At 34.6% G+C, this 17,824-nt stretch carries 18 protein-coding genes and 3 tRNA genes; 11 read left to right on the top strand and 10 right to left on the bottom strand.

Going from position 1 to position 17,824, the window contains the following annotated elements:
• Positions 1-72: 72 nt before the first annotated feature.
• Positions 73-1,266: an ADP-forming succinate--CoA ligase subunit beta gene (sucC, locus tag CAP47_RS06325; protein WP_093244003.1), complete on the top strand. Its 1,194-nt coding sequence runs from the start codon at positions 73-75 to the stop codon at positions 1,264-1,266.
• 97 nt (positions 1,267-1,363) lie between these two features.
• On the opposite strand, the gene CAP47_RS06320 is transcribed toward sucC, so the two are convergent.
• Positions 1,364-2,551: a pyridoxal phosphate-dependent aminotransferase gene (locus tag CAP47_RS06320; protein WP_100775865.1), complete on the bottom strand. Its 1,188-nt coding sequence runs from the start codon at positions 2,549-2,551 to the stop codon at positions 1,364-1,366.
• A gap of 16 nt (positions 2,552-2,567) precedes the next feature.
• A complete protein-coding gene (locus tag CAP47_RS06315) occupies positions 2,568-3,665 on the bottom strand; it encodes a fatty acid desaturase family protein (protein WP_093244009.1) in 1,098 nt (365 codons plus the stop codon).
• Positions 3,666-4,021: 356 nt separating this feature from the next.
• Here CAP47_RS06315 and rsmG point away from each other — a divergent pair, with 356 nt between their 5' ends.
• A complete protein-coding gene (gene rsmG, locus CAP47_RS06310) occupies positions 4,022-4,654 on the top strand; it encodes a 16S rRNA (guanine(527)-N(7))-methyltransferase RsmG (RefSeq protein WP_100775864.1) in 633 nt (210 codons plus the stop codon).
• An 84-nt stretch (positions 4,655-4,738) separates the two neighbouring features.
• Here the strand turns inward: rsmG and pruA are convergent, their stop codons facing one another.
• Together pruA and CAP47_RS06300 are read right to left on the bottom strand one after the other, a co-directional pair.
• Entirely contained in the window at positions 4,739-6,370 is a 1,632-nt protein-coding gene (gene pruA / locus CAP47_RS06305) for an L-glutamate gamma-semialdehyde dehydrogenase (protein ID WP_100775863.1), read from the bottom strand.
• 113 nt (positions 6,371-6,483) lie between these two features.
• A complete protein-coding gene (locus CAP47_RS06300; protein ID WP_100775862.1) occupies positions 6,484-7,731 on the bottom strand; it encodes a DUF5103 domain-containing protein in 1,248 nt (415 codons plus the stop codon).
• A gap of 140 nt (positions 7,732-7,871) precedes the next feature.
• Here CAP47_RS06300 and CAP47_RS06295 point away from each other — a divergent pair, with 140 nt between their 5' ends.
• From CAP47_RS06295 to CAP47_RS06265, 7 genes are all read left to right on the top strand, one after another.
• Positions 7,872-9,215: a Na(+)-translocating NADH-quinone reductase subunit A gene (locus CAP47_RS06295; protein WP_100775861.1), complete on the top strand. Its 1,344-nt coding sequence runs from the start codon at positions 7,872-7,874 to the stop codon at positions 9,213-9,215.
• Between the two features lie 10 nt (positions 9,216-9,225).
• Positions 9,226-10,389 carry an NADH:ubiquinone reductase (Na(+)-transporting) subunit B gene (locus CAP47_RS06290; RefSeq protein WP_100775860.1) on the top strand — a complete coding sequence of 388 codons (1,164 nt, stop codon included), beginning with the start codon at positions 9,226-9,228 and terminating at the stop codon, positions 10,387-10,389.
• A 3-nt stretch (positions 10,390-10,392) separates the two neighbouring features.
• Positions 10,393-11,151 (top strand): NADH:ubiquinone reductase (Na(+)-transporting) subunit C, encoded by a 759-nt coding sequence (gene nqrC, locus CAP47_RS06285; protein ID WP_100775859.1) that lies wholly within the window; start codon positions 10,393-10,395, stop codon positions 11,149-11,151.
• Positions 11,152-11,183: 32 nt separating this feature from the next.
• Positions 11,184-11,903, top strand: a complete 720-nt coding sequence (locus CAP47_RS06280; protein ID WP_192869951.1) for an NADH:ubiquinone reductase (Na(+)-transporting) subunit D — start codon at positions 11,184-11,186, stop codon at positions 11,901-11,903.
• A gap of 14 nt (positions 11,904-11,917) precedes the next feature.
• On the top strand, positions 11,918-12,532 hold the full coding sequence (gene nqrE / locus CAP47_RS06275; protein WP_093244030.1) for an NADH:ubiquinone reductase (Na(+)-transporting) subunit E: 615 nt from the start codon (positions 11,918-11,920) through the stop codon (positions 12,530-12,532).
• A gap of 11 nt (positions 12,533-12,543) precedes the next feature.
• Positions 12,544-13,833 carry an NADH:ubiquinone reductase (Na(+)-transporting) subunit F gene (gene nqrF / locus CAP47_RS06270; protein ID WP_093244032.1) on the top strand — a complete coding sequence of 430 codons (1,290 nt, stop codon included), beginning with the start codon at positions 12,544-12,546 and terminating at the stop codon, positions 13,831-13,833.
• A 63-nt stretch (positions 13,834-13,896) separates the two neighbouring features.
• Positions 13,897-14,259: a Na(+)-translocating NADH-quinone reductase subunit F gene (locus CAP47_RS06265; RefSeq protein WP_100775857.1), complete on the top strand. Its 363-nt coding sequence runs from the start codon at positions 13,897-13,899 to the stop codon at positions 14,257-14,259.
• On the opposite strand, the gene CAP47_RS06260 is transcribed toward CAP47_RS06265, so the two are convergent.
• The 4 genes from CAP47_RS06260 to CAP47_RS06245 form a co-directional block, all read right to left on the bottom strand.
• A complete protein-coding gene (locus CAP47_RS06260; protein ID WP_100775856.1) occupies positions 14,249-15,016 on the bottom strand; it encodes a class I SAM-dependent methyltransferase in 768 nt (255 codons plus the stop codon). The genes CAP47_RS06265 and CAP47_RS06260 overlap by 11 nt on opposite strands.
• An 18-nt stretch (positions 15,017-15,034) precedes the next feature.
• A tRNA-Leu gene (locus CAP47_RS06255) sits at positions 15,035-15,118 on the bottom strand.
• A gap of 25 nt (positions 15,119-15,143) precedes the next feature.
• Positions 15,144-15,216, bottom strand: a tRNA-Lys gene (locus CAP47_RS06250).
• Positions 15,217-15,235: 19 nt separating this feature from the next.
• A tRNA-Lys gene (locus CAP47_RS06245) sits at positions 15,236-15,308 on the bottom strand.
• 106 nt (positions 15,309-15,414) lie between these two features.
• Here CAP47_RS06245 and CAP47_RS06240 point away from each other — a divergent pair.
• Positions 15,415-15,945, top strand: coding sequence for a shikimate kinase (locus CAP47_RS06240; protein WP_100775855.1), 531 nt, complete (start codon positions 15,415-15,417; stop codon positions 15,943-15,945).
• On the opposite strand, the gene CAP47_RS06235 is transcribed toward CAP47_RS06240, so the two are convergent.
• Positions 15,923-16,429 carry a phosphoribosyltransferase family protein gene (locus tag CAP47_RS06235; protein ID WP_100775854.1) on the bottom strand — a complete coding sequence of 169 codons (507 nt, stop codon included), beginning with the start codon at positions 16,427-16,429 and terminating at the stop codon, positions 15,923-15,925. The two genes, CAP47_RS06240 and CAP47_RS06235, sit on opposite strands and share 23 nt — an antisense overlap.
• A complete protein-coding gene (locus CAP47_RS06230) occupies positions 16,419-16,844 on the bottom strand; it encodes an RNA-binding S4 domain-containing protein (RefSeq protein WP_100775853.1) in 426 nt (141 codons plus the stop codon). The genes CAP47_RS06235 and CAP47_RS06230 overlap by 11 nt, the downstream gene beginning before the upstream one ends.
• Positions 16,845-16,921: 77 nt before the next feature.
• Here CAP47_RS06230 and CAP47_RS06225 point away from each other — a divergent pair, with 77 nt between their 5' ends.
• Entirely contained in the window at positions 16,922-17,812 is an 891-nt protein-coding gene (locus tag CAP47_RS06225; RefSeq protein WP_100775852.1) for an FKBP-type peptidyl-prolyl cis-trans isomerase, read from the top strand.
• The last annotated feature ends 12 nt before the right edge of the window (positions 17,813-17,824 follow it).

Raw genomic sequence — 17,824 nt, 5'->3', positions numbered from 1 at the left:
TGAATTATATTGTATCGACACCATAAATTGTTACTTTTGTAGAGCATATAAAAATTATCATAAAACCTGATTATGAATTTACACGAATATCAAGGCAAAGAAATATTAAGTAGCTTCGGCGTCAACGTTCAGCGTGGTATCGTTGCTACAACACCAGAAGAAGCAGTAGATGCTGCTAAGAAATTAACCGAAGAAACTGGCACAGGTTGGCACGTGATTAAAGCGCAAGTGCACGCAGGTGGTCGTGGAAAAGGTGGTGGTGTTAAACTTGCCAAAAACCTTAAAGAGGTTGAAGAAATCGCAGGAGAAATTATCGGAATGGATTTGGTGACGCCACAAACTTCTAAAGAAGGGAAGCGCGTACATCAGGTTTTAGTTTGTGAGGATGTTTACTATCCTGGCGACAATGAGCCTGAAGAATACTATATGTCTGTTTTATTAAATAGAGCAACTGGTCGTAATATGTTGATGTATTCTCCAGAAGGAGGGATGGACATCGAAACTGTTGCGGATGAAACGCCAGACAAGATTTTTACTGAAGAAATCGATCCAGCAACAGGTATTTTACCTTTCCAAGCACGCCGTGTTGCATTCAACTTAGGTTTGTCAGGAAAAGCTTTTAAAGAAATGGTTAAGTTCGTTATGTCATTATATACAGCTTACGACAAATCAGATTCTTCTCTTTTCGAAATCAACCCTGTTTTAAAAACAAGTGATGATAAAATTTTAGCTGTTGACTCTAAAGTCTCTTTAGATGATTCTGCTTTATTTAGACATAAAGATTACCAAGAAATGCGTGACATCCGTGAGGAAGACCCGACGGAAGTTGAAGCTAAAGAAGCTGGCTTAAGCTATGTTAACCTTGACGGAAACGTTGGTTGTATGGTAAATGGTGCTGGTTTAGCAATGGCAACAATGGACTTGATTAAGTTTGCTGGTGGTGAGCCTGCTAACTTCCTTGACGTTGGTGGTACTGCTGATGCAAAAAGAGTTGAAGAAGCTTTTAGATTAATCTTAAAAGACGATAAAGTTGAAGCAATTTTGATTAACATTTTCGGAGGTATCGTTCGTTGTGATCGTGTTGCTGAAGGTGTTGTTGAAGCTTATAAAAATTTAGGTGACCAAATTAAAGTGCCTATTATCGTAAGATTGCAAGGGACAAATGCTGAGATGGCTAAAGAATTAATTGACAATTCTGGATTGGCTGTTGAAAGTGCAGTCCTTTTCCAAGAAGCTGCTGATAAAGTACAGAAAGTATTGAGCTAAGTTGATTTCATAATCTTAGTTTATATCATATATATTCAATGAAAAAAGCCTGCAATTTGCAGGCTTTTTTGTTATAAAAATAGACTTGAAGTTTTAATTAAGACTCAAGTAATGCTTTAATACGTTTCATGGCTTCAATAATTTCTTCTTCACTTGCAGCATAAGAAATACGAATACAATCAGGGTTACCAAATGCTTCTCCTGTCACTGTCGCAACAAAAGCTTCTTCTAATAAAAGCATAGAGAAATCAGTTGCGTTTTCAATTTTACGGCCTTTAACCGTTTTTCCGAAAAAAGAATTGACATTAGGGAAAACATAAAAAGCACCTTCTGGTTCATTACATTCAAAACCTTTGATGTCATTTAGCAAGTCTAAAATCAATTGACGTCTTGACTTGAATTCGTCAATCATGTAATCCAATTCACTAACATCAGCTTGCAAAGCAGTAATCACAGCACGTTGAGCAATACAGTTTGCTCCACTTGTGACTTGACCCTGTAATTTTGTACAAGCTTTAGCGATTTCTTCTGGTGCACCGATATAGCCAATTCTCCAACCTGTCATAGCAAATGCTTTAGAAACACCGTTGACAGTCACAGTTCTATCTTTCATGCCTTTAATGCTTGCCATTGAAACATGCTGATGTCCAAAATTAATATGTTCGTATATTTCATCACTTACGACGACAATATGTGGGTGATCAGCCAATACTTCTGCTAAAGCTTCTAATTCCTCTTTTTGGTAAACAGATCCACTTGGGTTACATGGAGAGCTATACCAAATCATTTTTGTTTTAGGCGTAATCGCTTTTCTAAGCTGATCAGCCGTCATTTTGAAATCTTGATCAATGCTGGTTTCGACTTCTACAGGAACTCCCTCGTTTAATTTAACGATGTCTTTATAACTCACCCAATATGGGCAAGGTAAAATGACTTCATCACCAGGGTTAATAATTGCTGCAGCGACATTATATAATGCTTGTTTAGCGCCTGTTGAAACAACAATTTGTTTGTCAGAATAATCAAGATCATTATCGCGTTTGAATTTTTTCTGAATCGCAGCTTTTAGTTCTGGGTAACCATCAACAGGTGTGTAAGTGTTGTAGTTGTCCTCAATAGCTTCAATCGCAGCTTTTTTAATAAATTCTGGCGTGTTAAAATCTGGCTCGCCTAAGCTTAATCCGATAATTTTGTGGCCTTCAGCTTTCAGTTCACGTGCTTTTGCAGCCATAGCTAAAGTTGCTGAGGTCTCTAATTTTTCGACTTTGTCAGATAATTTGATCATTCTAAATATATATTTTTTAAGAAGCCAGCTCTGGCTGAGCTCCTAATTTTTTCAGGTAATTAAAATGTGATTTAATCGCTGAGCGTGTAGTTTCATATTCATTGTAAGGTAAATTAAACTCTTGTGCAGTTTCCTTTACAATTTCAGCAATTTTATCATAATGAATATGACTGATGTTTGGAAAAATATGGTGTTCCACTTGATGATTTAAACCACCAGTAAACCAATTAACAATCTTGTTCTTTGTCGCAAAGTTTGTTGTCGTAAAGAGTTGGTGAATTGCCCATGTGTTTTTCATTTCTCCTTTTTCATTCGGCATAGGCATTTCATTATCTTCTAAAACGTGAGCTAATTGAAAGATCACACTTAAGATTAATCCAGCGGTGTAGTGCATCACAAAAAAACCAAGAATAACTTTCCACCACGTAATACCAATCAACATCGGAATAATCAACCAAACAGTGATATAGATCGACTTTGTAATTGCTAGTGTGCTCCATTGTTTCCACTTACTCGGCATCTTTCCGTAAGATAATTGACGCTTCAAATAATTTTTTGTCTGTATAAAATCTGTCGTTAACGCCCAGTTGAAAGTCAATAAACCGTATAAGAAAACAGAATAAATGTGTTGAAACTTATGGAATCTTCTCCATTTTGCATGTTTCGAAAATCTGATGATTCTACCAGCGTCGATATCCTCATCATGACCGTGAATATTCGTGTAGGTATGGTGAAGGACATTGTGCTGTACTTGCCAGTTATAAACATTTCCGGCTAAAACATAAATGCTACTTCCCATAAATTTATTAACCCATTTCTTTTTTGAGTAAACGCCATGATTTCCATCATGCATCACATTCATGCCAACGCCAGCCATGCCAACGCCCATTAAAACTGTGAAAAGCAGCTTCCACCAGTCTGAAATATCGAGAAATAAAATGAGAAAATAAGGTGTTAAAAATAATGAGAACATGATCACTGCTTTTAGATGCAGCTTCCAGTTACCAGTTTTTTGAATGTTGTTTTCCTTAAAGTAAGAGTTGACGCGCTTATTTAATGTTCTAAAAAATTTGTGCGGGTCTTTGCGTGCAAACTTGATTGTTGGGTTTGTCATGTATTCTAAAATTTATAATCGCAAAAATACAATTAATTTTCAGAGGCATTATGTGTTTTTTGTTAATTTGGGCAGCTTCTTTAGGTTCGTTTAAACCTAGAGAAACAGGCTTTTCATTGCAATGCTTCAGCTAGAAAAGCTAATTTTGCTAATCAATACAAGGCTTTCAAGTGATCAAGCTTGTCTTGATGCTAAAATTAAGCTTTCTATCTTCCAGGATTTTCATTTCAATCCTTGCTGCGTAAACATCATAGATCTTATTTAAATACTACATAGAAATTATAGAGGCATAAAAGCTTCATGTCAAGCTTAAAAATCTATTTTTGCATAAATTTAGTGACTGAAAAAAAATAACTATGCATTCAATTATTACCAAACATTTTCCTGACTTAACTGATGAGCAGCTTGAACAATTCAAAAAAATAGCAGTTGTTTATAAAGACTGGAATCAGAAAATAAATGTTGTTTCTCGTAAAGATATTGATGAGATTTATACACGACACGTCTTGCATAGTCTGGCTATTGCCAAAATTCAACGTTTTAAACTAGGATCGCATATTTTGGATGTTGGCACCGGAGGTGGTTTTCCTGGTATACCTTTAGCAATTTTACATCCTGAAACCAACTTTACTTTGGTTGATAGTATTGGTAAAAAAATTAAAGTCGTTGAAGAAGTTGTCCAAGCTTTAGATTTAAAGAATGTCAAAACTGTTAATGCACGTGTTGAAACCATTGATCAACAATTTGATTTTATAGTGAGTAGAGCAGTGGCAGCAATGCCAACTTTTGTGCATTGGGTAAAAGGTAAGATTGCTAAAAAATCGAATCACGAATTGAAAAATGGTATTTTATATTTAAAAGGAGGTGACTTGTCAGAAGAATTAGCGACTTATCAAACAGCAGAAATATTCAATCTTGATGAAATTTTTTCAAACGATTTTTTCGAAACAAAAAAGGTTGTTTATCTTCCAATGAAGTATAAAGGTTAATAAAATTTATCTCTCTACAGGCTTAAAGCAAAGAAGCTGTTTCAGTTAAGAAACAGCTTCTTTTATTTTTATAATAAAAATTGATTATTCTTTATCCATAAAAGGATATCTATAATCAGTCGCTGGTACAAATGTTTCCTTAATTAGTCGAGGAGATGTCCAACGTAATAAGTTTAATTTAGAACCTGCTTTATCATTTGTACCACTATTTCTAGCGCCACCAAATGGTTGTTTGCCGACAACAGCACCTGTACATTTATCATTGATATAGAAGTTTCCTGCTGCATCTTGTAAAATTTCAGTTGCTAAAGTAGCAGCATAGCGATCTGTAGAAATAATAGATCCTGTTAATGCATACTGACTTGTTTCATTACAAAGGTGTAAAGTTTCTTCAAACTTGTCATCTTCATAAACATAAACAGTTAAAACTGGACCGAATAATTCAGTTTCCATTGTTGTGTATTTAGGGTCTGTTGTGACAATCACAGTAGGGTCAACAAACCATCCTTTAGATTTATCATAAGTACCACCAACAATAATTTCAGCATTATCATCTTTTTTAGCTTGATCGATATATTTAGCTAGCTTATCAAAAGATTTTTCATGAATAACAGCTGTAAAGAAATTCTCGAAATTCTCTGGACTACCTATTTTAAAAGATTTGATATCCTCAACGAGGTGTTTTTTTACTTCTGGCCAAATACTTTTTGGAATATATGTTCTTGAAGCTGCACTACATTTTTGTCCTTGGAACTCAAAAGCACCACGTGTTAAAGCCGTTGCAATAACTTTTGGACTTGCAGAATTGTGAGCTACGATGAAATCTTTACCACCAGTTTCACCTACAATTCTTGGGTAAGTTTTATAGTTGTGAATGTTTTCACCGATTTTCGACCAAATTCCTTTGAAGACATCAGTACTTCCTGTAAAGTGAACACCAGTAAAATCTGGGTGTGATAATATAGTGTCTGTAATCATTTCAGGGTCTCCCATCACCATATTAATCACACCATCAGGAACACCAGCTTCTTTAAAGACTTCCATAATCACTTGTGCAGAAAACATTTGTGCAGCACTTGGTTTCCATACAGCAACGTTACCCATTAAAGCAGCACTTGCTGGTAAGTTTCCGGCAATTGCTGTAAAGTTAAACGGCGTAATTGCGTAAACAAAACCTTCAAGCGGTCTGTGTTCAACACGGTTCCATGCTGATGAATCTGATTCTGGTTGCTCTTCAAAGATTTGCGTCATATACTCAACGTTAAATCTTAAAAAGTCAACGATTTCACATGCTGAGTCAATTTCTGCTTGGAAGATAGTTTTTGATTGCCCAATCATTGTTGAAGCATTCATTTTATCTCTGTAAGGTCCAGCAATAAGATCTGCAGCTTTTAAGAAAACAGCAGCACGTTGTTCCCAAGGTAGGTTCGCCCATTTCTGGCGCGCTTCAAGTGAGCTTTCTATTGCTTCTTCAATATGTTTTTTTTCAGCTTTGTGGTAAACACCAACTTCGTGTTGATGATCATGTGGAGGTCTGATGCTAGCTGTATCACCTGTTTTAATTTCTTTTGATCCTATATATAAAGGGACTTCAATTTTTTGATTGTAAAGTTCTTTATATTTTTTTAATACTGATTCTCGTTCAGGAGTACCTGGCGCATACGATTTGATTGGCTCATTAATCGCAGGTGGCACTTGAAAAAATCCTTTGCCCATAATTAATAATTTTTTTTAGTAGTTTTTAATGAGGCTAAAGATACTTAAATTGTTCTGACTGAGAAGTGTCAAAAAATAAGATTTTATTAATATGTGTTAATAAATGCCAAAGTCTATTTTTTGATATTCCTGCTAATCAAATGCCCTGTTCCTATGACCTTGTCATATCTTGCTCCAACAGGTCTGTAGTAAACAATAATTGAATATAAGTTCTCGGTTTCTGTGTGACTGCCGGAAATTTTAATGTCGTTAAAGCCTTTATCTTGACTCCAGAAAACATATTTGTAATTATAAAAACCTTGTTTAAAAAGCATGCTGTTTTCATAAGAACCAGTATTCGGATTTAATTTAAGCATGGTGTCATCGTTTAATGTGTAGTTATTAAATTTTCCGTAAACATGAACTTCGCCATCACTTAAATCTTTATTTGTTTGTAGTTTAAAATGAACTCTCGTGTAATCAGCTTCCTTATCAAGCTGATCAGCATTAATGACATTGAGTAAAAAGCTACCGTTAATATCTGGATTGTAAGTATATTCTCTGGTGCTGCGATCGTAATCTTTAAATAAGTATGAGTTATAAATATCTGTGAGTTCAACACGTCGGATTTGAGAAGTTCCTAAACGAATGTCTTTTGTGTCGAAGTTACGATACTCGTTTCCGCCCCAAAAAGAACTTTCATCATTGTATCTGTAAATCAATGTATTGCCTTGGTTGTATTGAGGTTTTAAGTCGTAAATGCCATTAGAGAAATCATTGTTTTTTATCAAAACAACTTTGACGCTTTGTTTAGGGTTTTTAAAGAAAAAATCATCTTGACCAATTTCAAAATTGATAACTTGCTTTTGATTGGCATAGTCTAATCTGCGGTCTTCTAAAACAGACATTTTTACTTTAACTTCATTATTAACGACAATAAATTTTCTTGTAAAAACGACTTGACCAGCATCGTTTTTGATTTTTAAAAGATAATTCCCTGTTTTTTTAAAAGCGCGCGTATCCTTATTAGGGAGATTTAGAGAATAATTAGTGTAAGATTGTAATGTGTTAAAAGAGTTTTGGAAATTTAGAATTCTTAAATCATCAAAGCCTTCTAAATATTCACTTTTTGAAAGATCAGATTTAGTCCAATCAAAATTGTAATGTTCAATTTCATAATAATAATCGCTTTCTGCGCCTTTTAAATCGTCAAATTTCAAAATAAGACGATCATTCATTTTCATGATCGGTGTTCCGCTAAATTCATCGCTTGATGATTGAAAAATTATTGTTTTTATGTTTTCTGTGGGAGGTGTTTCATAAACTTGAGAAAAACTGACGTAAAAACTTAAAATGAATACGATAAGATAAGATGTTTTCAAACTTTTTTTATCAAATATAATAAAGTCTTAGTATATTTGTTTAGAATCGATATAAATAGTGTAACTATAAGAATGGTTTAATGAGTAATTGAAACTATGATTATTATATTTGCCATCCAATTTAAAACTCTACGTTGAAAATGTCTAAAAGCGTTAAAGTTAAGAAAGGATTAAAACTTCCTTTCAAGGGTGAGGCGGAGAAAATTCTCGAAGTTGTCCCGTTGTCAAACACCTATTCCGTTAAGCCACCAAACTTTTACTCGGTTGTACCGAAGATGCTACTTAAAGAAGGAGCTCGTGTGAAAGCTGGTGATGAACTGTTTTTCTCAAAATATGCTGACCAAACGAGATTTGTCTCTCCAGTAAGTGGTTTGTTGAAAGAAATTGTTCGAGGGGCTAAAAGAAGAATTCTTGAAGTCATTATCGAGGCAGATAAAGAAATCGAATATAAAGATTTTGGTTCTCTTTCAACTGAAAGTGCATCTTCTGAAGATGTCAAAGCGAAATTGTTCGCAACCGGTTTGGGGGCTTTCATAAAGCAAAGACCTTATGATGTGTTGGCAGATGCTGAAGATACGCCGAAAGCGATATATGTCTCTGCTTACAATACAGCGCCTTTAGTTGCTGACTTAGAGTTTGTTTTAAAAGATAAAATCGAATTTTTTCAAGAAGGAATTAATGTGCTTAATAAATTGACTGAAGGTCATGTTTATTTAGGTGTTGATTCTCATTCTACTTCTGCATTGAAAGATGTGAAGAATGCTGAAATTCTTTCTGTTTCTGGACCACATCCAGCAGGTAATGTCGGAACTTTAGTTCATGAAACAGAGCCAATGAATTCAGGTGAAAAAGTCTGGGCGGTTGGAGCTGAAGATGTTGCTATTATCGGAGAGCTTTTTAAAACAGGTCGCTTCAATGCTGAACGAACCGTAGCTGTTACTGGACAATCTGCACAAGATAGAAAATACTACAAAACAATTATAGGTGCTCAGGTTAGTTCTTTTGTAAAGGCTTTTGATGATAATTCTCGATTTATTTCTGGTGATGTTTTAACAGGAGAGAAAATCGATTCTGACGGACACATGAGTTTTTATGACAATGAATTGACCATCATTCCTGAAGGTGATTCTTACAGAATGTTCGGGTGGATTCCTTTTAAGGATAATCATGTGCATTCAATGTCAAAGACTTCTTTGTCATGGTTGTTTCCGAATCGTAAATACGATGTCAATACTAACCTTAATGGCGAAGAGCGTTCTTTAGTTGTGACTGGTGAAATGGAGGAAGTGATGCCTTTAGATATTTTTCCTATGGAATTATTGAAAGCGTGTATGGCTGGTGATGTTGAAAAGATGGAAAACTTAGGTATATACGAAGTTATTCCTGAAGATTTTGCTTTAATTGATTATATCAATACTTCAAAGTTTGAAGCACAGCATGTCATAAGAAAAGGTTTAGATATAATGATTACAGAAGTCGGATAAAAAAATTGTTATGAGTTGGATTAGAAAAAAATTAGACAAAGTTAAAGAGCCATTTCAGCCAGGTGAAAAGTTTGAAAAATATGCACCAGCTGTAAACGCTCTTGATACCTTTTTGTTTGTGCCTAATCACACAACGCAAAAAGGAGCACACGTTCGTGATGCGGTTGATTTAAAACGAACAATGATCACAGTTGTGCTGGCGTTGATTCCTGCTTTGATTTTTGGAATTTGGAATGCAGGTTTTCAGCATTTCACACAATTAGGTCAAGAGGTTGGCTTTGGTGAAGCCTTCTTGCATGGTGCTTATAAAATTGTACCGATGATTATTGTGTCATACGGTGTAGGTTTAGCACTCGAGTTTTTGTTTGCTATTTTACGCGGACACGAAGTTAATGAGGGTTACCTTGTTACAGGTTTATTAATTCCGATGATTATGCCAGTTGACATTCCGTTATGGATGGTTGCTTTAGCTGTTATATTTTCAGTTGTGATTGGTAAAGAAGCTTTTGGAGGAACAGGGATGAATATTTTGAATCCAGCATTGACGGCAAGAGCTTTTGCCTTCTTTGCATATCCGACATATATGTCTGGTAATAAGATATGGGTTAGTGAAGCGTCAAATGTTGACTCTATTTCAGGAGAAACAATTCTGGGTGCTTTAGCTGAAGGTAAAGACGTTGCATACTCGTCAATGGATATGTTTAATGGCTTTATACCAGGTTCTGTTTCAGAAACATCAACCTTGTTAATTTTACTAGGAGCTTTAATATTAATCTTAACTAAAGTGGGTAGTTGGAGAATTATTTTAAGTGGTTTTATAGGTGCTGCAGTTATGGGACTCATCTTTAATGCACTGAATATTGAAGGAAATGGATTAACAAATTTTCCTTGGTATAATCATTTAATTGTAGGTGGTCTAGCTTTTGGTATTGTCTTCATGGCAACTGATCCTGTAAGTGCTGCTCAAACAACACGTGGTAAGTGGGTGTATGGTTTTCTTATTGGTTTGTTAGGTGTGATGATTCGTGTTTTCAATCCAGCTTACCCTGAAGGAATAATGTTAGCAATTTTGTTGATGAATGTTTTTGCACCAACAATTGATTACTATGTGATTCAAGGAAACATTAAGAAAAGAAAAAAGAGGCTAAAGCTTAAAACAGAAAAAACAGCTTAAGAAATGGATAAAAATAGTAATGCATATACGTTTATTTTTGCAATTGCAATGGTGATTGTTGTGGGTGTAGCGCTTTCTTTTACTGCAACACAGTTGAAACCATTACAAGATGAAAACGTAAGACAAGAGAAAATGCAAAATATACTTTCAACTTTTGTTGGCGAAAAAATCAACGTTGAAGGTGAAGAGAAAGAGTTAACACGTGATGTTGCTTCTGAGGTCTATGGAGAGTTTATTTCAGAAGAAATTTCTCTTGATAATAAAGGAAATGTCAAAACAGATGTTGATGCATTTAAAGTCAATTTAGCAAAAGAACTTTCAAAACCTAATGATGAAAGAACTTACCCATTATATGTCGCTAATTATGGTGGTGACAAATTTTACATCGTTCCTTTGAGAGGGAGCGGTCTTTGGGGACCAATTTGGGGTTATATCGCTTTAAAAGATGATGTAAATACAGTAAAAGGAGTTGTATTTGATCACGCTGGTGAGACTGCTGGTTTAGGTGCAGAAATTACAACTGATTGGTTTATGGAAAGGTTTAATGATGAGGTTATTTATGATGCTAATGGAGAGCTTATTGGTGTTGCTGTTGTAAAAGGATATAGCGGAGGTACTGATAAAACAGATAATGCTGTTGATGCAATTTCAGGAGCTACAATTACTGGTGATGGAGTATCAGATATGATTCAGAATATCTTGAAAAACTATGAACCATATTTCAAAGAATTAAAAAAATCTGACAAAGTCGCAATTCGTTAATTATGGATACTAAGAAAAATCAAGATAAAACAATGAAGGAGACCGAGAAAAAGAAAGAATTAATGATGTTTCTTTCGGGCTCTGAAGAAAAAGAGCACTTCTTATCAAGTGCTAACCGAAAAATATTATCAGATCCACTTAACGATGATAACCCAATTACAGTTCAAGTTTTAGGTATTTGTTCTGCATTAGCAATTACAGTTCAGTTAAAGCCTGCAATCGTAATGTCGTTAGCGGTAGTATTTGTTATGGCTTTTAGTAATGTTATTATTTCATTGCTAAGAAACTCAATTCCAGGTCGTATTCGAATTATTGTTCAATTAGTCGTTGTTGCCTCAATGGTAATTTTAGTTGACCAAATATTAAAAGCCTATGCTTATGATGTGAGTAAACAACTTTCCATCTTTATTGGGCTGATTATTACAAACTGTATTATCATGGGGCGTCTAGAAGCATTTGCTTTAGGAAATGGTCCTTATAAATCACTTTTAGATGGAATAGGAAACGCAGCGGGATACGGATTAATTCTTATCATCATTGCTTTCTTTAGAGAACTTTTAGGTTCAGGAAAACTTTTAGGATATGAAGTTTTAGGGCATAAAGGATTAACATTAGCTGATTCAACAGGTTTATATGCTTTAGGTTATCAAGATAACGGATTCTTCTTGTTGTCACCTATGGCTCTAATAGTTGTAGGAATTATTATCTGGGTACAGCGTTCTAAAAACCGTAAATTAATTGAAGAAAATTAATAAATCATAAGAAAATGGATTTAGTAAACTTATTTGTAAAAAGTATATTTGTAGAGAACATGGTTTTTGCCTATTTCTTAGGAATGTGTTCTTATTTGGCTGTATCAAAAACAGTAAAAACAGCTGTTGGTTTAGGTGCAGCGGTGATCTTTGTTCTTTTGATTACTGTACCTGTGAACTATCTTATTGATAATTATATTCTTCAATCGGGTGCTTTAAGTTGGTTAGGATCAGAGTTTGCAGATGTTGATTTAAGCTTCTTAAGTTACATCATGTTTATTGCTGTGATTGCATCAATGGTGCAATTAGTTGAGATGATTGTTGAGAAATTTGCTCCCGCATTATATGGCTCTTTAGGTATTTTCTTGCCTTTAATTGCTGTAAACTGTGCGATTTTAGGAGGGTCTTTATTTATGCAACAAAAAGATTTTAACGGAATTTCAGAAGCTGTGACTTACGGAGCAGGAAGTGGAATCGGGTGGTTCTTGGCTATCCTTGCAATTGCTGCTATTCGTGAAAAAATTGCCTACTCTAATGTCCCAGCACCCTTAAAAGGTTTAGGTATTACTTTTATAATCACAGGTCTCATGGCTATTGGCTTCATGAGTTTCATGGGAATTGAACTTTAAAAAAATATAATATGATTGTTATAATTTCAAGTGTCGTTGTCTTTTTAATTCTAATACTTTTGTTAGTTATATTATTATTGACAGCTAAAGCAAAACTTTCTCCTTCAGGTCCTGTTACAATTAACATCAACGATGAGAAAGATATAGAAACGGGCTCAGGGTCTACTTTACTTTCGACTTTAGGAGACAATAAATTGTTTTTACCTTCTGCTTGTGGTGGTGGTGGAACATGTGTTCAGTGTAAATGTATTGTTGAAGACGGTGGTGGTGCAATTCTACCAACTGAAGAGCCTCACTTTACTAGAAAAGAAATCGCTGAAGGCTGGAGACTTGGTTGCCAAGTAAAGGTTAAAGAAGATATGAAAATCCAGATTCCTGAAGAGGTATTTGGTATTAAAAAATGGGAGGCGACTGTTGTTTCCAATTATAATGTAGCTTCATTTATTAAGGAATTTGTTGTTGAAATTCCTGAAGATATGGATTACAAAGCTGGGGGTTATATCCAGATTGAAGTTCCAAAATGTACTGTTGATTTCAAAGACATGGATATCACAGCTCACCCAGAGGAACATCCTGATGATCCTCAAAAGTTTAAACAAGAGTGGGATAATTTTAAGCTTTGGCCTTTGACAATGAAAAATACCGAAACTGTTGAGCGTGCTTACTCAATGGCTTCTTACCCAGCTGAAGGTCGTCGTGTAATGCTTAACGTGCGTATTGCAACGCCTCCTTTTGATAGAAGTAAAGGAGATTGGATGAGTGTTAATCCAGGTGTTGCTTCGTCATACATTTTTAATTTAAAAGAAGGTGATAAGTGCATTATTTCAGGACCTTATGGTGAATTCTTTATCAATGAAAGTGAAGCAGAAATGCTTTATGTCGGAGGTGGAGCAGGAATGGCGCCAATGCGTTCTCATTTATATCATTTATTTAGAACATTAAAAACGGGTCGTAAAGTTTCATATTGGTATGGTGGTCGTTCTAAAAGAGAATTATTCTACTTAGAGCATTTTAGAGCTTTAGAAAGAGATTTTCCAAATTTCAAATTTCATTTAGCTCTCTCTGAACCAATGGAAGAAGATAACTGGAAAGAAAAGAAAAGTATTGATGATGAAGGAGATGGATTCGTCGGATTTATTCACCAGTGTGTAATTGATAATTATTTGAATCATCACGAAGAGCCTGAAGAAATCGAATTATATTTCTGTGGACCTCCATTGATGAACCAAGCTGTTCAGAAAATGGGTGAAGATTTTGGTATACCAGATGAAAACATCAGATTTGACGATTTCGGTGGATAAACATCAAAATTATATATATCTTAAACCCGAGATTCTTCTCGGGTTTTTTTATTTAAAATTATTATGGCAATATTAGAAGAACAACAATTACATAATTTGGCGATGAACATTGCTGGGAAGGATTTGGAGTCCATGGGTTATGAGTTTTTAGGTGTCAATAGTAAAATTGGAAAGAATCCTCAATTCGTCGCAATAAAAGATTCTAAGCTGATATTTGTTTTGGTGCGTGCAATCCAATATCCTGACAATCCAGTATTTTACGATAAAGCTTTAGCTGAAAAAGTTCGTGATCATGGAGAAAAACATAAAGCAAGAACTTATTACGCAGGTGTAGGTCTTGCAAATTCACTTGATTATGACTTGCCTATAGATTCTGATCAAAATTACATTGTTAATTATACAGGTTTAATTGAAATTAAACCTTGATGCAAACAGGTATCACTTCATTCTTATTGATGCGGTAACGCTCTATTTCTTCATCTGTCATATTCTCAGCATAAGCAATTTGCTTAACAGTAAAACCTAGCTTTTCTAACTTCTTGTAGTAATCTATTCCGTAAACTCTCACGTGATCGTATTGACCGAAAATTCTTGTTCGCTCATCTTTATCTGTGATACTATTATCTTCAAATGTGACTTCTCTGGAACTATCAATAGGAATTTGAAGTATCGCTATTCCGCCAGGTTTTAAAACGCGATAAAGTTCTTGCATCGCTTTAGTATCATCTGGAATATGTTCTAAAACATGATTGCAAAGAATGAAATCGTAGCTGTTTTCATCAAAAGGTAAATCACAAATATTCGCCTTAACATCAGCTAAAGGTGATTCAAGATCAGTTGTTGTATAAGTGATGTTTTTTGCTTTTCTAAAACGTTTATAAAAAGCTTGTTCTGGAGCAACATGCAGCAGCTGACATTCTTTTGTAAATAAATCAGTTTCATTTATCAGATAAAGCCACAATAGGCGGTGTCGCTCTAATGATAAAGTGGAAGGAGATAGAACATTTTCTCTAACCTTATCATAACCATAAGGAAGCATTGTTCTGAAACTTTTCCCATCAATAGGATCTTGATATTTTCGACCTGAATAGTAAAATACCAAAAGAGGCCTAAATAAATAACTGATTTTAATGAGTAAAGGTCTGGGAATTAAATTTAGGAAGAATTTGAAAATTTTTTTCATCAGAAAGGAAGCCTAAAGTGCCCAGAGCGGGAGTCGAACCCGCACGCCCTAATGGACACATGGCCCTCAACCATGCCTGTCTACCAATTCCAGCACCTGGGCGTTAACTTTTATAAGTAAAAAGCAGTGATCTGGCTGGGGCTCGAACCCAGGACCCTCTCCTTAAAAGGGAGATGCTCTACCAACTGAGCTACCAGATCGTTGGTAATAATTAAAAAGTGATCTGGCTGGGGCTCGAACCCAGGACCCTCTCCTTAAAAGGGAGATGCTCTACCAACTGAGCTACCAGATCTTAAAAAAAAGAACATTTTTTATGCGGGTGCAAATATACTATCTTAATTTATTTTATCAAGTCAATTTCAATTAAATTTGAAACAAATTTTAATTTTTTTTATTTTATGTCTAAAATCATCTTACTCGGCTATATGGGCGTTGGAAAATCAACACTTGGAGAGTTGTTATCAAAAGTCAATCGGCATCATTTTTTTGATTTAGATGCTCAAATAGAAGAATCTTTTGGGCTTTCAGTTCAAGAAATTTTTAAATCAAAGGGAGAGTTAGCGTTTAGAAAAGAGGAAAAGCGACAATTACATCAAATTATGAATATGAATGCTGATATTGTTTTGAGTTTGGGTGGTGGCACACCTCTCTATTATGATAATGCTGATTTTATTTTTAATACCGATTCTTTTAAAACTGTTTATCTGACCTCTTCATTAAAACATCTTGTTCATAGATTATTTAAGGAAAAACAACAACGTCCTCTTATTTGTCATCTTCAAACTGAAGCTGAGCTAGAGGATTTTATCAGAAAACACCTTTTTGAAAGACATCACATATATGATCGCGCTCAATACCAATTAAATGTTGATGATAGATCTGCAAAAGAATCTGTTGATGAATTACTTAACTTACTAAATGCGCATTAAAATGGCCTTGTTCGTTTTGGCTAACTTCAACGTGACTCATCATTGTCGTTGATAGGGATAGTCCTTTAAAATCAGCCTGAATTGGGAATTTCTTGTGAGCTCTATCAATAAGAACAACTGTTTTAAGCTGTTTTAAATTTGTCTTTAAAAAATGATTGACGGAATAAATAAGCGTACTTCCTGATTTGAGAACATCATCTACAATAATAACAGACTGATCTCGGTATTCACCTTCTTTTAAGTTGACAGAAACAGAGTTAATAGGTGATTTTTTATCAATTTTGATTTGACTTAATTTAACGTCTAAGTCACTTATTTCTCTCAGGAAATTACAAATGATTTTTGCAATATGGTATCCGTTTTCACACACACCAGCAACTATAATATGTTTTTCATTAATGTTGCTTTCAAGAATCTGATAACTCATGCGTTTTAGCCTTTGCATGATTTCTTGATGATTTAATATTTTTACTTTATCTGTCATTTTTTGAATCCTTTTCTGCGTCCTTTTCTGCGTCCTTTTCTTGTTTTTTAATTGGGTCAAGCCATTCGTCGAGTTCACGCCTGTCTTTTTTTGTTGGTCTTCCTGTTCCTTTTTCTCTGTAATATTTCTGTGAATCTTTTAATAATTCTAATTTTTCAAAGGCTTCTTTAGGTGTTTTATCAAGACAATAAATATTAACCAATTTGGCTCCAACTCTTGATTTAGGCAAATCTAAGACTTCAATTTTATAATTGATTTGATTCTTTCTCACCTCAAGTTCATCCGTCGGATAAACTTCTCTTGATGGTTTGACAATTTCATTTTTTATACGAACATGTCCCTTTCTACAAGCTTTCGTAGCAATGCTTCTTGTTTTAAAATATCTGACGCACCATAAATATTTGTCAACTCTCATAATAATAATTAGATTCAGTAGTTCTTGATAGACAAAAATAACAGAAAATTGTATCTTGCGGCGTAAAAATTAGTTTAATGAAAAATCTTAGTTTATTAATGATGATGCTTCTCATTTTTTCTGCATGTAGCAGTGATGATGATGGAGGTGGAATCAGTTTGAGAGATGCGGAAGAAGTGAAAGAAGAAAATGAAGCTTCTATTCAAGACTTTTTGTCAACTCATTATTATAAAATGGAGACAAACCCTAGTAATCCAAATTTTGAACGAATCGTGTTTGATTCTATTTCAAATGGAGAAGAGGCAATTATTGATTCAGAGTTTTTAAAAACAAAAACAGTGACCAGTAATGATATCGATTATGAAGTTTACTACCTTAAATTTAGAGAAGGCGCAGCTTCAGAAAGACATCCAACTTTTGCTGATTCGACTTTGATTACTTATGAAGGTTTCACTTTAGCCAATAAAATTTTTGATGTTTCTCCAAATCCGGTTTGGTTTGATTTGACTCAGATTATTCCTGGTTTTTTTGAGATTATGCCTGAATTTAGAGGCGGAACAGGATTTGTTGAAAATCCTGATGGGACAGTTGCTTTTAATGATGATTTTGGTATTGGAGCGATGTTTATTCCTTCTGGACTAGGCTATTTTGCTAACCCACCTGTGGGCTCAAAAGTATCAGCATATTCACCGATTATTTTTACTTTTCAATTGTATAAATCAAAAGAAACTGATCATGACGGCGATGGTGTGCCTACATGGATGGAAGATATTAATGGAAACCATAATGTCAATGATGATGATACAAATGGAAATCGGGTTCCTAATTATTTAAATCCTGATGATGATGGTGATCGTGTGCCAACACGTGAAGAAATTATTATTAATGAAGATGGTACGATTGAATTGCCAGACTCAAATGGAAATGGAACACCTGATTATTTAGATGAATCTTATCCTTTAGAATAAAATAGGTGTTTT

The sequence above is a fragment of the Psychroflexus sp. S27 genome (assembly GCF_002810405.1).
GTDB classification, from domain to species: Bacteria; Bacteroidota; Bacteroidia; order Flavobacteriales; family Flavobacteriaceae; genus Psychroflexus; species Psychroflexus halocasei_A.
The sequence above is the reverse complement of the archived record's forward strand: the minus strand, read 5'-3'. Positions and strand labels throughout refer to the sequence as shown.

Bases quoted from the DNA above. Each gene is read 5' to 3' on its own strand.
- sucC (WP_093244003.1), top strand. From the start codon at position 73: ATGAATTTACACGAATATCAAGGCAAAGAAATATTAAGTAGCTTCGGC.
- CAP47_RS06320 (WP_100775865.1), bottom strand. From the start codon at position 2,551: ATGATCAAATTATCTGACAAAGTCGAAAAATTAGAGACCTCAGCAACT.
- CAP47_RS06315 (WP_093244009.1), bottom strand. From the start codon at position 3,665: ATGACAAACCCAACAATCAAGTTTGCACGCAAAGACCCGCACAAATTT.
- rsmG (WP_100775864.1), top strand. From the start codon at position 4,022: ATGCATTCAATTATTACCAAACATTTTCCTGACTTAACTGATGAGCAG.
- pruA (WP_100775863.1), bottom strand. From the start codon at position 6,370: ATGGGCAAAGGATTTTTTCAAGTGCCACCTGCGATTAATGAGCCAATC.
- CAP47_RS06295 (WP_100775861.1), top strand. From the start codon at position 7,872: ATGTCTAAAAGCGTTAAAGTTAAGAAAGGATTAAAACTTCCTTTCAAG.
- CAP47_RS06290 (WP_100775860.1), top strand. From the start codon at position 9,226: ATGAGTTGGATTAGAAAAAAATTAGACAAAGTTAAAGAGCCATTTCAG.
- nqrC (WP_100775859.1), top strand. From the start codon at position 10,393: ATGGATAAAAATAGTAATGCATATACGTTTATTTTTGCAATTGCAATG.
- CAP47_RS06280 (WP_192869951.1), top strand. From the start codon at position 11,184: ATGAAGGAGACCGAGAAAAAGAAAGAATTAATGATGTTTCTTTCGGGC.
- nqrE (WP_093244030.1), top strand. From the start codon at position 11,918: ATGGATTTAGTAAACTTATTTGTAAAAAGTATATTTGTAGAGAACATG.
- nqrF (WP_093244032.1), top strand. From the start codon at position 12,544: ATGATTGTTATAATTTCAAGTGTCGTTGTCTTTTTAATTCTAATACTT.
- CAP47_RS06265 (WP_100775857.1), top strand. From the start codon at position 13,897: ATGGCAATATTAGAAGAACAACAATTACATAATTTGGCGATGAACATT.
- CAP47_RS06260 (WP_100775856.1), bottom strand. From the start codon at position 15,016: ATGAAAAAAATTTTCAAATTCTTCCTAAATTTAATTCCCAGACCTTTA.
- CAP47_RS06240 (WP_100775855.1), top strand. From the start codon at position 15,415: ATGTCTAAAATCATCTTACTCGGCTATATGGGCGTTGGAAAATCAACA.
- CAP47_RS06235 (WP_100775854.1), bottom strand. From the start codon at position 16,429: ATGACAGATAAAGTAAAAATATTAAATCATCAAGAAATCATGCAAAGG.
- CAP47_RS06230 (WP_100775853.1), bottom strand. From the start codon at position 16,844: ATGAGAGTTGACAAATATTTATGGTGCGTCAGATATTTTAAAACAAGA.
- CAP47_RS06225 (WP_100775852.1), top strand. From the start codon at position 16,922: ATGAAAAATCTTAGTTTATTAATGATGATGCTTCTCATTTTTTCTGCA.